This is a genomic window from Brachybacterium atlanticum (assembly GCF_025669985.1).
In the GTDB taxonomy this organism is placed as follows: Bacteria; Actinomycetota; Actinomycetes; order Actinomycetales; family Dermabacteraceae; genus Brachybacterium; species Brachybacterium conglomeratum.
This window is the reverse complement of the sequence record NZ_JAKJJW010000009.1, coordinates 92,836-106,645: the sequence shown is the minus strand read 5'-3', so window position 1 is coordinate 106,645 and position 13,810 is coordinate 92,836. Positions and strand designations below refer to the sequence as shown.

At 73.8% G+C, this 13,810-nt stretch carries 15 protein-coding genes and 1 pseudogene; all 16 read right to left on the bottom strand.

Annotated features, from left to right (window positions below; genetic code table 11):
* Positions 1-33 precede the first annotated feature (33 nt).
* Positions 34-1,251, bottom strand: coding sequence for a DNA-processing protein DprA (gene dprA, locus L3K22_RS06555; RefSeq protein WP_263310665.1), 1,218 nt, complete (start codon positions 1,249-1,251; stop codon positions 34-36).
* Entirely contained in the window at positions 1,248-2,780 is a 1,533-nt protein-coding gene (locus tag L3K22_RS06550) for a YifB family Mg chelatase-like AAA ATPase (protein WP_263310664.1), read from the bottom strand. Before L3K22_RS06550 ends, dprA begins: the two co-directional genes overlap by 4 nt.
* Before the next feature lies 1 nt (position 2,781).
* A complete protein-coding gene (locus tag L3K22_RS06545; RefSeq protein ID WP_263310663.1) occupies positions 2,782-3,228 on the bottom strand; it encodes a YraN family protein in 447 nt (148 codons plus the stop codon).
* Between the two features lie 112 nt (positions 3,229-3,340).
* The gene (locus tag L3K22_RS06540) at positions 3,341-3,643 is read right to left on the bottom strand and encodes a DUF2469 domain-containing protein (protein ID WP_010551350.1); all 303 of its coding nucleotides are present in this window, start codon (positions 3,641-3,643) and stop codon (positions 3,341-3,343) included.
* Positions 3,640-4,422, bottom strand: coding sequence for a ribonuclease HII (rnhB, locus tag L3K22_RS06535; protein ID WP_263310662.1), 783 nt, complete (start codon positions 4,420-4,422; stop codon positions 3,640-3,642). The genes L3K22_RS06540 and rnhB overlap by 4 nt, the downstream gene beginning before the upstream one ends.
* Positions 4,419-5,255, bottom strand: a complete 837-nt coding sequence (gene lepB / locus L3K22_RS06530; RefSeq protein ID WP_263310661.1) for a signal peptidase I — start codon at positions 5,253-5,255, stop codon at positions 4,419-4,421. The genes rnhB and lepB (L3K22_RS06530) overlap by 4 nt, the downstream gene beginning before the upstream one ends.
* A 31-nt stretch (positions 5,256-5,286) precedes the next feature.
* Positions 5,287-5,856 (bottom strand): signal peptidase I, encoded by a 570-nt coding sequence (lepB, locus tag L3K22_RS06525; protein WP_263310660.1) that lies wholly within the window; start codon positions 5,854-5,856, stop codon positions 5,287-5,289.
* Between the two features lie 28 nt (positions 5,857-5,884).
* Positions 5,885-6,235: a 50S ribosomal protein L19 gene (gene rplS / locus L3K22_RS06520; protein ID WP_010551346.1), complete on the bottom strand. Its 351-nt coding sequence runs from the start codon at positions 6,233-6,235 to the stop codon at positions 5,885-5,887.
* A gap of 343 nt (positions 6,236-6,578) precedes the next feature.
* Positions 6,579-7,307, bottom strand: coding sequence for a tRNA (guanosine(37)-N1)-methyltransferase TrmD (trmD, locus tag L3K22_RS06515; RefSeq protein WP_263310659.1), 729 nt, complete (start codon positions 7,305-7,307; stop codon positions 6,579-6,581).
* A 7-nt stretch (positions 7,308-7,314) separates the two neighbouring features.
* On the bottom strand, positions 7,315-7,899 hold the full coding sequence (gene rimM, locus L3K22_RS06510) for a ribosome maturation factor RimM (protein ID WP_263310658.1): 585 nt from the start codon (positions 7,897-7,899) through the stop codon (positions 7,315-7,317).
* On the bottom strand, positions 7,896-8,939 hold the full coding sequence (locus tag L3K22_RS06505; protein ID WP_263310657.1) for a hypothetical protein: 1,044 nt from the start codon (positions 8,937-8,939) through the stop codon (positions 7,896-7,898). The genes rimM and L3K22_RS06505 overlap by 4 nt, the downstream gene beginning before the upstream one ends.
* 1 nt (position 8,940) lies before the next feature.
* A complete protein-coding gene (locus tag L3K22_RS06500) occupies positions 8,941-9,183 on the bottom strand; it encodes an RNA-binding protein (protein ID WP_010551342.1) in 243 nt (80 codons plus the stop codon).
* A 1-nt stretch (position 9,184) separates the two neighbouring features.
* Entirely contained in the window at positions 9,185-9,664 is a 480-nt protein-coding gene (gene rpsP, locus L3K22_RS06495; RefSeq protein WP_263310656.1) for a 30S ribosomal protein S16, read from the bottom strand.
* 242 nt (positions 9,665-9,906) lie between these two features.
* Positions 9,907-10,891 (bottom strand): annotated as a pseudogene (locus L3K22_RS06490) (Nramp family divalent metal transporter).
* Positions 10,892-11,182: 291 nt separating this feature from the next.
* Positions 11,183-12,304, bottom strand: coding sequence for an amidohydrolase family protein (locus L3K22_RS06485; protein ID WP_263310655.1), 1,122 nt, complete (start codon positions 12,302-12,304; stop codon positions 11,183-11,185).
* Positions 12,301-13,284, bottom strand: coding sequence for an endonuclease domain-containing protein (locus L3K22_RS06480; RefSeq protein ID WP_263310654.1), 984 nt, complete (start codon positions 13,282-13,284; stop codon positions 12,301-12,303). Before L3K22_RS06480 ends, L3K22_RS06485 begins: the two co-directional genes overlap by 4 nt.
* Between the last annotated feature and the right edge of the window lie 526 nt (positions 13,285-13,810).

Genomic DNA, 13,810 nt, shown 5'->3' with positions numbered 1-13,810 from the left:
CTGCCGGGGGCAGTGCTCCCGCCGAGCCGGCCGTCAGCCCGTGCGGCGGGTGCGCCGCACCCGCGGCCCTCCCTGCTCGATCAGGCCCAGGAGCTCGAGCCGGGCCAGCGCTGCGCCGACCTCGCGCGGCGCGAAGCCGATCTCGTCCGCGAGGCTGCCCGGGGAGATGCCCGAGCGGGGCGGCACGGCATCGAGCACACGCCGATCCGCTGGTGAGAGCAGATCGAGCTCGTCCTGGCGGGCGAAGCTCCCCTCCCCTGCGGCGGGCCCTCCGGGCAGCAGGTCCAGCAGCTCGGCGGGTTCGGTCACGAGCACCGCGCCGCGTTCGCGGATCAGGCGGTGGCAGCCGGCGCTGGCGGCGGAGGTGACCGGGCCGGGCACCGCTCCGACCGGTCGGGAGAGCTGATCGGCGAGCCGCGCCGTGGACAGGGCCCCGGAGCGCCAGGCCGCCTCGACGACCACCACCGCGCGGGACAGGGCGGCGATCAGCCGGTTGCGGGCCAGGAACCTCCACCGTGTGGGGGCGGTGCCCATCGGGGCCTCGCTGAGCAGGAGGTGCTGCTCGCGGATCCGCTCGAGCAGCTGCGTGTTCCCGCGGGGGTAGAGGCGGTCGAGCCCGCCGGCGAGGACGGCGAGGGTCGCGCCGTCCTGGGCGGCGAGCGCCCCGCGGTGCGCCGCGGCGTCGATGCCGTACGCGCCGCCGGAGACGACGGTCCCGCCGGCGCCTGCGAAGGCGGCGCCGAGGGAGGAGGCGACGTCCTCCCCGTAGGGGGTCGAGGCGCGGGAGCCGACGAGCGCCGCGGCGCGCTCCCCGGCCAGGCGGTCGAGCCGGCCGGGGCCCTGCACCCACAGGCAGTGGGGGGCGGTCTCCTGGAGGTCGTCGAGGGTGCTCGGCCATTCCTCGTCCCCGGGGATCAGGACCCGGATCCTCCGCCGGTCGGCGTCCTCCAGCACGGCCTCGACGTCGACGGCGGCGAGCCGGCCGCGCCAGCGCTGGAGGGCGCGGGAGGCGCGGGTGTCGGGCGTGCCGGCGCCGGGGTCGGCGGCCTCGGCCGGCACCTGTCCGTCCAGCGCGGCGAGCAGCTCGGTCGGCGTCGCCTCGCGCGCGAGCTCGAGCGCGGCGCGGGGTCCGAGCCGTTCCCGGGCCAGGAGCGCGACGGAGTCGGACGGCTCGGCGAGCAGGGACCAGGTGAGCCGGGCCCGGCGCTCGATCTCGTGCGTGATGTCGGGGTTCTCGGGGTTCTCGGTCATCGGGCGTCCGCCTGTCGCAGGGTGAGGGCCTCGCCGATGTGCAGGGCGTCGGGCCGGTCGGCGCCGTCGAGGTCGGCGAGGGTCCAGGCCAGGCGCAGCACGCGGTCGTAGCCGCGCAGGGTCAGCCGGCCCTGGCTGAGGGAGTGGCGCAGCAGCGCGAGGTCCGCCGGGGCGGGGGCGAACTCGGTCCGCAGCAGCGGGCCGGGCAGGTGGGCGTTGGTGCTCCAGCCGCGCCCCTCGTAGCGGCGGGCCTGGCGGGTGCGGGCCCGGCCGACGCGGGCGGCGATCGCGGCGCTGGGCTCGGCGGGCTCGGTGCCGCTGCGGTGGAGGTCCACCGGGCCGACGTCGACGCGCATGTCGATCCGGTCCATCACGGGGCCGGAGAGCCGGGAGAGGTACCGGCGACGCTGCAGCGGGGTGCAGGTGCACTTCTCGCCCTTGCCCCAGGCGTTCCCGCAGGGGCAGGGGTTCGCGGCCAGGACCAGCTGGAAGCGGGCCGGGTAGCGGGTGACCCCGCGTGCCCGGTGCAGGGTGATGTCCCCGGTCTCCAGGGGTTCGCGCAGCGCCTCGAGCACGCGGGCGGAGAACTCCGGCGCCTCGTCGAGGAAGAGCACCCCGCAGTGGGCGCGGGAGATCGCGCCGGGCCGGGCGAGACCTCCTCCCCCGCCGACGATCGCGGCGGCGGTGGCGGTGTGGTGGGGGCTCTCCAGCGGCGGGGTGCGCAGGAGCCCGTCGCGGGCGTCGAAGCGGCCGTCGAGCGAATGGACGGCGGAGACGTCCAGGGCGTCCTCGGTGCTGAGCTCGGGCAGGATGCCGGGCAGGCGCGCGGCGATCATCGTCTTACCGGCGCCGGGCGGTCCCTGCAGCAGCAGATGGTGGGCGCCGGCCGCGGCCACCTCCGCGGCACGGCGGGCCTGCTCCTGGCCGATCACGTCGGCGAAGTCGACTGTGCTGCCCGCGCCCCGCTCCATCACGGCGCCCGCGGGCAGGGGCTCGCGGGCGGGGGACGGCGGGACGTCCGCGCCGAAGCGGTGCAGGAGGGTGGTGAGGTCGGGCGCCGCGTCGACCTCGATGCCGCCGACGAGTCGGGCCTCGGCGAGGTTCACCTCGGGGACCACGGCGCGGGAGAGCCCCTGACCACGGGCGGCGAGCAGGGCGGGCAGCACCCCGGGGACGGGACGCAGCCTCCCATCGAGCCCGAGCTCGCCGAGCAGCACGGTGTCCGAGGGGACATGGGTGAGCAGGTCGCCCTGCGCGTCGAGGACCGCGAGCGCGATCGCGAGGTCGAAGCCGGAGCCGTGCTTGGGCTGCCAGGCCGGGGTCATGTTCACGGTGATCCGGCGCTGGGCGAGGCGGAGACCGCTGCGGGCCGCGGCGGCGCGGACCCTGTCCTTGGCCTGGAGGGTGGAGGAGTCCGGCAGGCCCACGAGCGAGAACGCGGGCAGGCCCGGGGAGACGTCGGCCTCGACCTCGACCAGGGTGCCCTCGAGGCCGGTGAGGCTGATCGAGAGGGTGCGCGCCTGGCCCATCTCAGTGCACCCCTTCGAGGTGCTCGAGGGAGAAGACTCCGTCCAGGTGGGCGTGCACGGCGATCACGTCGATCCGCACGTCGCGGTGCGGGGTCGAGCGCTCCATGAGGTACTCCCCCGCCAGGCGGCGCAGCCTGCGCAGCTTCGCGGGGGTGACGGCGGCCTGCGGCACCCCGGTGACGAAGGAGCGGCGGGTCTTGACCTCGACGAAGACGAGGGTCGTGTGCGCGAGGGCGACGATGTCCAGCTCGCCGTGCTCGAGCCGCAGGTTCCGCTCCACGATCTGCCAGCCGCAGGCCACCAGGTGGTCGGCGGCGAGGTCCTCCCCCGCACGACCGAGCTCGAGGGTGGTCATCTCCCGCACGCGGGGCGGTGCCGGGGCCGGGCGCGGCCTGTCGGCGCGGAGGGAGGCGGGCGGGGTGCCGGGGACGGGAGCGAGGCTGTTCATGCCCGTCAGCCTCGCCGGAGCGTCCTGGACGGGGAAGCGGCCCCGGGATCCTGGGGACGACGGGGCGCTGTGGAGGAGAGGTCGCGCGGCGCCGGAGGGCCGCGCCTCGGGCTCAGGGCAGGGAGATGTCCTGCTTGTTGAGCTCCTCGATGTTGACGTCCTTGAAGGTCACCACCCGCACCGAGCGCACGAAGCGGTTGGAGCGGTAGATGTCCCACACCCACACGTCCGCCAGGCGCAGCTCGTAGAACACCTCGCCGCCGCCCGAGCGGACCTGCAGGTCCACCTGGTTGGCGAGGTAGAAGCGGCGCTCCGTCTCCACGACGTAGGTGAACAGGCTGACCACGTCGCGGTACTCGCGGAAGAGCTGGAGCTCGAGGTCGGACTCGTAGTTCTCGAGATCCTGGCTGCTCATCGGCGCTCCTCCTGGTCCTGCGGGCTCCACGGGCCCTCCCACAGTACGCCAGCGGAGCCGGGCGTCGGGACGGTGCCCGCGACGGATGCCGCTGCGGGGCGGGCGGTGCGGGCAGCGGCGGGGGCGGAGCCGAGTCGCCAGCTGCGGCGATGGTGCTCGTGCACGCCGATCCGGTCGATCGCCGCGCGGTGCACCGCGGCGCCGTAGCCCTTGTTCGAGGCCCAGCGGTACTCGGGGGCCTCAGCGTCCAGCTCGACCATCCGCGCGTCCCGCGCGACCTTCGCGAGGACGCTCGCCGCGGACACGCTCGCGCAGTCCCGGTCGGCGGCGACCCGCAGCTGGACCAGCGGCGCGGGGCGCTGCGCGGCCGTCAGCGCCGGGGTGAGCACGTCCGCGTCCCCGTCGAGCAGGAGCGCGTCGGCCTCGACGCCGAGCCCCTCGAGCGCGCGCAGCGCGGCGCGGGTCAGGGCGGCCATGATCCCGATCTCGTCGATCTCGGACGCCTCCGCCCAGCCGACGGCGCCGGCCAGCGCCGACTCGCGGATCGGGTCGACGAGCGCCTCGCGGCGGCGGGCGGTGAGCTTCTTGGAGTCCCTCACCCCGTCGGGCAGGGGTGCGACCTCGCCGTCGGTGATCTCGAGGGCGACCGCGCCGACGGCGACGGGGCCGGCGAGGGCGCCGCGGCCCACCTCGTCCAGCCCCACCACGACCCGGCGCCCGGGGCCCGCGCGGCGGGCGAGCTCGCGTTCGAGGTCGAGGGTCGGCACGGGGGCGGTCACGGCTGGTCGGGCACGTCGGCGAACGCGTCCGACCCGTCCCCGAGGCCGGTCCAGCGGCTCGCGGGCCAGAACACGACCTCGGCGCGGCCGGTGATGTCCGACTCGTCGACGAAGCCGCCGTCGCCCTGCACCTCGTGCCAGGCGGAGTCCGCAGAGGCGTAGCGGTTGTCGCCCATCACCCAGACCTTGTCGCCGGGGACGGTGACGTCGAAGGCCGCCTGGCAGGCGGGGGTCTCCGGGTTGATGTACGGCTCGTCGAGGGCAGTGCCGTTGACCTGCAGGGCGGCACCCTCCTCCTCGCACACCACGTGATCGCCGGGCAGGCCGATCAGCCGCTTGACCAGGTGGTCCTGGGAGGGGTCGGGGGCGAGCCCGATGAGCGAGAGAGCCATCATGACCCGCACCCGGGGGGTGGGGTTCTCGGTCGCGTCGCCGGGGATCCAGTCCGCCGGGTCCTCGAAGACGATGACGTCGCCGCGCTCGAGGTCGAACACCCCGGGGCTGAGCTTGGAGACGATGATCTTGTCGTCCTCCAGCAGCGTGGGGTTCATCGAGGCGGAGGGGATGTAGAACGGCTGGATCAGGAAGGTCTTCACGAGCACCGCGATGACCAGCGCGACCACCATGGTCACGAGCGTGTCCAGCCACAGCGGCATCCGCTGCCTGCGGCGGTGGGTGCGGCCCTCGCCCTCGGGGCGGTCCTGCGCCGCAGGGCGCTCGTCCCCCTGCGGGGCGCTGCCCTCGGACGCGGTCGTCGCGGCCGCGGCGTCCTCGGCGGGAGCGGCGTCCCCGGTCGGGGAGCCGGCTCGGCGGTTCTCGTCGGACGCATTCATCGCGGCAAGGATAGCCGCTGGGGGCTGGGAGTCAGAGGGAGCCGCCGCGAGGCGGTGGCCACACGATCCGCTCGACCCTGCCGACCACCCGATCCACGGGGATCATCCCGCCGCCGGGGGCGCCGAGCAGGTGCCGGGAGTCGGTGGAGTCGGAACGGTTGTCGCCGAGCACGAACATGCGCCCCTCGGGGACGACGAGGTCGAACTCGGTGGTGCTGGGCGCCATGCCGCCCGGCAGGTAGGGCTCCTCCAGCTCCTCGCCGTTCAGCAGCAGCGCGCCGTCGTCGCCGCAGCAGGCGATCGAGTCGCCGCCGACGGCGATCACCCGCTTGACCCAGTAGCGGTCGCCGTCCTCCGCCGAGGGGGCGAAGTATCCCCTCCCGTCGAAGACGACCACGTCCCCGCGCTCGGCCTCGCCGGCGCTCGTGCGGTCGGCCAACAGCACGTCCCCGGCCTCGAGGGTCGGAGCCATTGAGGCCGACGGAACGCGGAAGGGCTGGACCACGAAGTGCCGCACGGCGAGCACCGCGAGCAGCGCCAGCACGATGCAGACGGCGACGGCCGCCACCGGGTGGGGCCGTCGCCGTCTCGCCGCGCTCACGCGGGTGATCCTGGGATCCGGGAGCGGATCAGGAGTGGTCGCGCTTCTCCTTGATGCGGGCCTTCTTGCCCGTGAGGTTGCGCAGGTAGTACAGCTTCGCGCGGCGGACGTCACCGCGGGTGACGACCTCGATCTTGTCGACCGTCGGGGCGTGCACGGGGAACACGCGCTCCACGCCGACGCCGAAGGAGATCTTGCGGACGCGGAAGGTCTCACCGACGCCGTGGCCCTGGCGGCCGATGACGTAGCCCTGGAAGACCTGGATTCGGGAGCGGTTGCCCTCGATGACCTTCACGTGCACCTTGACGTTGTCGCCGGCGCGGAAGGCGGGGACGTCCTCGCGCAGGGACGCCTTGTCGAGCTCGTCGAGCTTCTGCATGTCTCTCTCCTGGCCTCCGCCTCAGGTCGTCGGCCTCGTTCGTCGCGCCGCCTCGCGGGCGACCCGTCATGAACCGTCGATCCGGCGGGGAGCTGGCTCCCCGTGCCGGTGTGCTGGGCCTCTGGCGGCGACTCCCATCGCCACGGACCTGCCCGACCGCGTGATGCGCCCTCCCCTGAGGCAGAGAGGCGCGCGGTGCGCACGAGGGGTCATTCTGCCAGCGCACGGGAAGGGGCGGCAAGCCCGCACCGGGGCGTTCGTGCCGGTGATCACCGTGGAGGGCTGTCGGATCGCTCACGTCCGGGTCGCGGGCGGGGCGTCCCCGGCGCGTCGGACGACGCCCTCAGGCCTCGTCGAGCAGATCGGGGCGGCGCTGCCGGGTGCGCTCGAGCGACTGCTCGCGCCGCCAGGCGGCGATCCTCCCGTGGTCGCCGGAGAGCAGGATCGCGGGCGCCTCCCGCACCACCCCGGCCGGGTCCTCCCAGCGGGCGGGGCGGGTGTAGAGCGGGTACTCCAGCAGCCCGTCGGAGTGGGACTCCTCGACGAGGGACTCGGCGTTGCCGACCACGCCCGGGACGAGCCGCACCACGGCCTCGGTGATCGCGAGGACCGCGACCTCGCCGCCGTTGAGCACGTAGTCGCCGAGGGAGGCGAGGTGGACCTCGCAGCCGATGTCGGCGAGGTGCTCGTAGACCCGCTCGTCGATCCCCTCGTAGCGGCCGCAGGCGAGGACCAGCCATTCGCACTCGGACCATTCCTGGGCGGTGTCCTGGGCGAAGGGGGTGCCGGCGGGGTTGGGGAAGATGATCACCGGCTCGGTGTCGGCGCCGAGCGCCGCCTGCCCCTCGGCGCGCACGGCGGCGAAGGCCTCCGCCCACGGCTCGGGCTTCATCACCATGCCGGCACCGCCGCCGAGCGGGGTGTCGTCCACGGTGCGGTGGCGGTCGTGGGTCCAGCTGCGCAGGTCGTGGACGTGCAGGTCCACGAGCCCGTCGCGGCGCGCCTTGCCGATCAGGGAGAGGTCGAGCGGGGCGAGGTACTCGGGGAAGATGGTGAGGACGTCGATGCGCACGGCGGGCTCAGCGCTCCGTCCGGGCGGGGCCGGAGGTCTCCGGCTCGGGGCCCTGCTCGTCCTCGGGCAGCGCGTCGAACAGCCCGCCGGGCGGATCGGCGATGACGACGCCGGCCTCGAGGTCGACCTCGGGCACGAGCTGCTCGACCAGCGGAAGCTGCACGCGTCGCCGGTCGGGGGTGCGCACGACGAGGAGGTCCTGCGCCGGGTAGTGGTCCACGCCCGCGACGACGCCGAGCTCGCGCCCGTCGACGTGGCGGACGGCGAGGCCCTTGAGCTGCGCGGGATACCAGGCATCGGGATCCTCGGAGGCCTCCTCCTCGGCGTCGACCGCGATCTGGAGGTCCACCCCGCGCAGGGACTCGGCGTCGGTGCGGTCCGCGACCTCCTCGAAGCTCGCGTACCAGCGCTCCTGCTGGAGTCGGGTGCGGGCCACGGTGAGGGTGCGGGAACGGCCGGCGACCTCGACCTGGAATGCGGTGCCGCGGCTCAGCCGCTCCTCGGGCTGGTCCGTGCGCAGGACGAGGGCGACCTCGCCGCGCAGGCCGTGGGCGCGGCCGATCGTCGCGACGATCACGTCGAGGGTGCTCATGCGGTGGCTCCGTTCGAGGGGGCGGGAAGGGCTGCGAGGTGGGCGGGAGAGCCGTCGGCCGGGTGGGAGGCATCTGCCGGGGCGGGCGCGTCCTCCGGGGCGGGGGCGCCGACGACGGCATCGCCTCCCTCCTCGGCGGGCGTCGGGGCGTGGTAGCCCTGCTCGGCGCAGGCGGTCGCGAGCTGGTCGAGGGGGTCCTGGAGCCCGTCGGACCAGGTGTCGCCGTCCAGGGCGTCGACGAAGGGGGCGCGGACCTGCTCGAGGGCGGTGCGCACGGCGTCGTCGTCCACGGCGGCGATCTGCGCGTCCAGCAGCTCGGCGGTCGCGCGGAGGTCGTCGGTGCGCCCGGAGGGGATCTCGCGCGGGGAGAGGCCGACGAGCTTGAACATGTTCGAGGTCAGGACGTTCGAGTTCGCGAAGTGGGTGAGTGTGCCGGGGGTGTCGAAGACGTCGGCGCAGACGAGGGCGGCGGGCTTGGCGCCGACCTCCCCTCCCCCGGCGGCCCAGAGCGCCGCGACGGAGACGTCCTGGCAGCCGGCGGCGACGCCTTCGAACGCGTCGGCGAAGGCCTCACGGTCGGACTCGGCGCCGCGCTCGGGCTGGGTGCGGAACCAGTCGGCCAGCACCGTGGCGGCCGCCCGTGCGCCCTCGGGCGCGTCGGCGAAGAGGTCCTCGACGTCGTCGCCGGTCATGCCGTAGAAACCGGGATCGGAGGGGCCGACCTCCGGTGCGCTCCCGGCACGGTCCAGGACCTCGCGGGAGAGCGGGCCCGCATAGTCGGGGTCTCCCCAGAACTCGGTGCAGGCCGCGGCGAGGGCGGGATCGGCGCTCGCCTCCTCGGGTGCGGCCGACGGCGCCTCCGGCTCCTCACCGGCCCCCTCGTCCGTGCAGCCGCCGAGCGTGAGGGCGAGGACGGCGAGCGCGGCGCCGGGGAGGGCGGCGCGGTGAGCGCGGCGACGACCCCCGGACGGCGAGGAGCGGCGCTGCCGGGACCTCTCGGTCCGCTCGGCAGCGCCGCTCCTCAGGATCCTGCGGGGCACCTCAGCGACGGTCGACGTCGACGATGTCGACGCGCACGTCGTCCTCGGAGAGGGCCGCGGTGACCGTGCGCAGGGCACGGGCGGTGCGGCCGGACCGGCCGATGACGCGTCCCAGGTCGGCGGCGCCGACCCGGACCTCGAGCAGCGGGCCGCGACGGGTGGACTTCTCCGTGACGCGCACGGCGTCGGGGTCGTCGACGATGCCGCGGACCAGATGATCGAGCGCTTCGGCGCGGGCGCTCATCTCAGGCCTCGTCGGTCGCCGCGGCCTCGGCGTCCTCGGTGGTCTCGCCCTCGGCCGGAGCCTCCTCGGAGCCGGGGGCGACGTCCGCGGCCTCGGCCTGCTCGTCAGCCTTGGCCTTCTTCGCGCCCTCACGGGACTCGGTGGCGGCCTTGTCGGCCTCCGCGATCCGCTCTTCGGCGGTCTGCTTGGCCTCGGCGGTCTTCAGGGAGCCGGCGGCATCGCCCTCGCCCTTGAACTTCGCCCAGTCGCCGGTGACCTTCAGCAGCGCGGCGACCTGCTCGGACGGCTGCGCGCCGACGCCCAGCCAGTACTGGGCGCGCTCGGAGTCGATCTCGATGACCGAGGGGTTCTCGGTGGGGTGGTACTTGCCGATCTCCTCGATCACGGCGCCGTCGCGCTTCTTGCGCGAATCGGCGACCACGACGCGGTAGAACGGTGCACGGATCTTGCCCATGCGCTTCAGACGGATCTTGACAGCCACGTGGGTGGACTCTCCTTCAGGGATGTTCGGGTGAGTCCCGCCGCAGCCTGTGGGGTGATGCGGGCGCTGACGGTTCTCGGGGTGTCGCTCCCGGGCGGGTAGAGGGCCGGCCCGGACGCATACAGCGCATGATTATGCCAGGGATCCCCTCCCCCGTTCCACCCCGCATCCTGTGCGGCGGGGCACAACGGCCCGAGGGGCAGGGCCGACCTCGGCGCGCCGGGCAGACGGGTCCGTCGGCCTCAGCCGGAGAACGCCTCGATCAGCTGGTTCGCGCCGAGCACCACGAACAGCAGCGTCAGCACGCCGAGGGCGATGTTCAGGATCGGCCCGTTGCGCCACTTCTCCGGCATGTGCCGGGAGTTCATCAGCACCAGCAGCGTGATCGCGAGGAAGGGCATGAAGAACGCGCCGAGGACACCGTAGGCGATGATCACCTGCACCGGCCGGCCGAGCAGGAGCAGCAGCATCGGCGGAAAGGTCAGCCACAGCACGTAGAAGCGGTAGTACTTCCCGCCGATCCTGCGGTCGGGACGAGGAGGAGTACAGCAGCTCCGCGCCGACGACCAGCATGGCGATGACGAAGATGCCGGAGATGACGTACGCCATCGCGTTGTCGATCCGCATCACCCGCATCCAGCGCGGCGTGGACCAGCCCTTCTCCTTCAGCCAGTAGCCGTAGGCGGCCAGCGTGATCGTGCCGCCGACGCCTCCGGCGATGGACAGCGTGTAGACGAGCCCTCCCTCGGGGATGCGGGGCACGAGCCCGCCGAGCACCTCGCCGAGGTTCGGGAGGGTGACCACGGCGGCGCCCACGACGGTCAGGAACATCAGGCCGACGAGCACCGCGACGATCTTCTCGAGCGCGTGGTAGCGCCCCACCCAGACGAGCCCCGCGCCGATCAGGCCCGAGAGGACCGCGTAGACGATGAACGGCATGTCCGCGATCCAGCCGACGTCCCCGAGCACGGGCAGCTACGGGACGAGCGCCGCGAGCGGGAGGGCGGAGGCGCTCATCGCCGTCGCGCCGTACACGAAGCCCCAGACCATGATGTACGGACCGAAGTACCAGGAGGTCCATCGGCCCACGCGGCGCCAGCCCTCGAAGATCGAGTGGCCGGTGGCGAGGGTCCAGCGCCCCGCACCCTCGACCAGCACGATCTTGATGATCACGCCGGCGACCGCGGCCCACAGGAGCGCGTAGCCGTAGCGGGAGCCGGCGACCAGGGTCGCGACGAGGTCGCCGGCGCCGATGCCGGTCGCGGCGACGAGAAGGCCCAGGCCGGCGCCGATGCCGGTCGCGGCGTCGAGAAGGCCCAGGCCGACGACCTTCCAGCGCGGCGGGGCGCCCTCGGCGTCCTCGACGGCGGTGCCGGCGCCGGCGGGGTCCTGCGGGACGTCGGACGGGCCGTGCGCGGCGAGGCCGGGGACGGGAGCGGAGGCGGAGCCGCGCGCGGCGCGAGGTCGTCCGCTCTGCCGGGTTCGGGTTCCGCGGCCGGTGCCGCTCGGACGATCAGCTCACGCGACCTGGCGACCGCCGAGCACCACGTGGCTGCGTTCGCGCAGGATCCGATGGTCCTCGCGCGGGTCGGCGGGGACGACGAGCAGGTCCGCCGGGGCGCCGTCCTCGAGCCCGGGGGCGCCGAGGAAGCGGCGCGGCGCCCAGGCCGCGGCCTCGAGGATCTCGGTCGCGGAGAGCCCGGCGGCGTCGAGCTCGTCGAGCTCGTCGTGGATGATGCCGTGGCCGAGCACTCCCCCGGAATCGGTGCCGACCAGCAGCTGCACCCCGGCGTCGTGGGCGTCGCGGGTACGGTCGTAGCGGCCGGCGCGCAGGCGGCGCATGTGCTCGGCATAGGCGGGGAACTTCTTCTCACCCTGGGAGGCGTAGGTCTCGAACTCGTCGACGTTCACCAGCGTGGTCACCACCGGGATGCCCGTCTCGGCGACTCGGCGGATCGTCTCGTCGGTCAGGCCCGTGGCGTGCTCGAGGCAGTCGAAGCCCGCGTCGAGGACGAGCGGAAGGGTCTCCTCGTCGAAGGTGTGGGTGGTGATCCTGGCGCCCGCGGCGTGGGCGGCGTCGGCCGCGGCGACGAAGTCCTGCGCCTCCCAGCACGGGGTCAGATCGCCGACGCCGCGGTCGATCCAGTCGCCGACGAGCTTGACCCAGCCGTCGCCGCGGCCGGCCTCGCGGGTGACGGCGGCGGGCAGGTCCTCGGGCTCGAGCTCGTCGGCGTAGCCGATCAGGTAGCGGCGGGTGCGGGCGAGATGGCGGCCGCAGCGGATCAGCCGCGGCAGGTCGTCCTGCCGCTGCAGCGGGGAGTTGTCGATGATCGAGCCGGCGTCGCGGATCAGCAGCACCCCGGAGTCGCGGTCGACGAGGGCCTGCTCGCGCGCCTCGGCCAGGGTGGTGCCCCCTCCCCCGTCGGCGATGCCGAGGTGGCAGTGCAGGTCGGCGAGGCCGGGGAGCACGAAGCCGTCGATCTCGCGGACCTCCGCGCCGGCGGGCAGCTCGGGCTTCTCGTGGTGGATCCGGCCGCCGACGACCCAGGCGCCGTCGAGCTCCTCCTCGGCACCGAGCAGGATCGGTCCGCGCAGGCGGAGGAACGGTGCGGTGGTCTCGGCGACATCGGTGGTGCTCATGCCGCCGAGCCTATCGATCCGGCCGCGGCCGGGGCAGCGAAGGTGCTGCCCGGACCGTACGAGTCGGGCGGGCTCGTCGTCGTCTCGGAGACCCAGGCGTGTTCGAGCCGGGCGAAGAAGTCGGTCGGCTCGTGGAGGTCATCCGAGTACACCCTGATGACCGTCCATCCTTCGGCGGTCAGGACGGCGCTCTTGCGGTGGTCGTGCCTCACTCGGTCGGGCGCCGTCAGGTGCTCGGCCCCGTCGTACTCGATCGCGATGCGTCGTTCCGGGTAGGCGAGGTCGATGTAGTAGACGATGCCGGTCGCGGGGTCGACGACCTCGTGGTTCATCACGGTGACGGGTCGCCCGTACCGCCTCAGCAGCAGGTGCATCTGCGTCTCCCGCGGCGACCACACACGCTCCCGAGCCAGCGCGGCCGCCTCCCGCAGCTGTTTCGCCCCGCGGCCGCGCGCTGCACCGGCCTGTTCTCTCACCTTCGCTAGCGGGATGCGCCACGCGGTGCCGAAGCGGTCCGCGACCAGGGAGTCGATGGCGATGACGAGCTCGTCGAGCGTGAGGCCTCCGGCGATCTCCTGGAGCGCCATCAGCGGTTCGACCATGGTCACCCCATGGAGACGGATGGTCGGAGGCGGGGCGCAGCGGTGGACGACGAGCTTCTCGGTGCGCCGGGGAGAGCTGCCTCCGCTGATGTCGAGGTGCACGCGCGCTCCGCCCTCGCGCCTCGCTCGCCGCGGCAGCCGGACCCCGAACAGCTCGGCCGCAGTCGCCCCCGCGACGACCGACGGGCAGTCGAGCAGGTCCTGCGCCTCGAGGGCTACCCGACGCAGGTCGGCCGGGTAGTCGGTGCGCGTGTAGCAGGTGGGGAGCACCCTGGTCATCGCGGGCGACGAGAGATGACGCCGGTGCATCCCGCGCTCGAGAAGCCACTCGCGTCGGTACACCTCACCTCGCTCGAGATCCTCCGGTCTCAGTCCCATGCCCCGGACCGTAGTCGTCACCGGATGACCGCCCCAGATCGGCTCCGGGTCTGGGGACGACGGCGCCGTGGGGAGGAACGGTCGGTCGGCCCACCGCGTGCTCGGTCGTCGGAGAACCCGCGGACAGTGTCCGGGGCGTGAGCCGGCAGCGCCGATTTCCGCTCGGCTGTCAGCGCTCTCCGCACAGTTGATCGACACGAGGTACCAGATAAGTGGTACCGGACGTCGAACAACCTGGCGGGACCGGTACCGGACGTCGAACAACCCCATGCGGAGCAGAGCAACCCACCCACACGGCCCACAAGCGGCTGTCCCGACTAGCAGATCGACGCGAAGTACCAGGAAAGTGGTACCTGGCGTCGATCAAGTCGGCCAGCTGCACACCCCGTCACGCAGCACGACACCGGAACGCCTGCCCTGGCTCGCTGATCGACGGGAAGTACCAGAGAAGTGGTACCGGACGTCGAACAACCTGGCGGGACCGGTACCGGACGTCGAAGAACTCCAACGGGGCGGCGACGCGCGC

Excerpts from the sequence above, each read along its gene's own strand:
- dprA (WP_263310665.1), bottom strand. The coding sequence starts at position 1,251 with ATGACCGAGAACCCCGAGAACCCCGACATCACGCACGAGATCGAGCGC.
- L3K22_RS06550 (WP_263310664.1), bottom strand. The coding sequence starts at position 2,780 with ATGGGCCAGGCGCGCACCCTCTCGATCAGCCTCACCGGCCTCGAGGGC.
- L3K22_RS06545 (WP_263310663.1), bottom strand. The coding sequence starts at position 3,228 with ATGAACAGCCTCGCTCCCGTCCCCGGCACCCCGCCCGCCTCCCTCCGC.
- L3K22_RS06540 (WP_010551350.1), bottom strand. The coding sequence starts at position 3,643 with ATGAGCAGCCAGGATCTCGAGAACTACGAGTCCGACCTCGAGCTCCAG.
- lepB (WP_263310661.1), bottom strand. The coding sequence starts at position 5,255 with ATGAATGCGTCCGACGAGAACCGCCGAGCCGGCTCCCCGACCGGGGAC.
- rplS (WP_010551346.1), bottom strand. The coding sequence starts at position 6,235 with ATGCAGAAGCTCGACGAGCTCGACAAGGCGTCCCTGCGCGAGGACGTC.
- rimM (WP_263310658.1), bottom strand. The coding sequence starts at position 7,899 with ATGAGCACCCTCGACGTGATCGTCGCGACGATCGGCCGCGCCCACGGC.
- L3K22_RS06500 (WP_010551342.1), bottom strand. The coding sequence starts at position 9,183 with ATGAGCGCCCGCGCCGAAGCGCTCGATCATCTGGTCCGCGGCATCGTC.
- L3K22_RS06485 (WP_263310655.1), bottom strand. The coding sequence starts at position 12,304 with ATGAGCACCACCGATGTCGCCGAGACCACCGCACCGTTCCTCCGCCTG.
- L3K22_RS06480 (WP_263310654.1), bottom strand. The coding sequence starts at position 13,284 with ATGGGACTGAGACCGGAGGATCTCGAGCGAGGTGAGGTGTACCGACGC.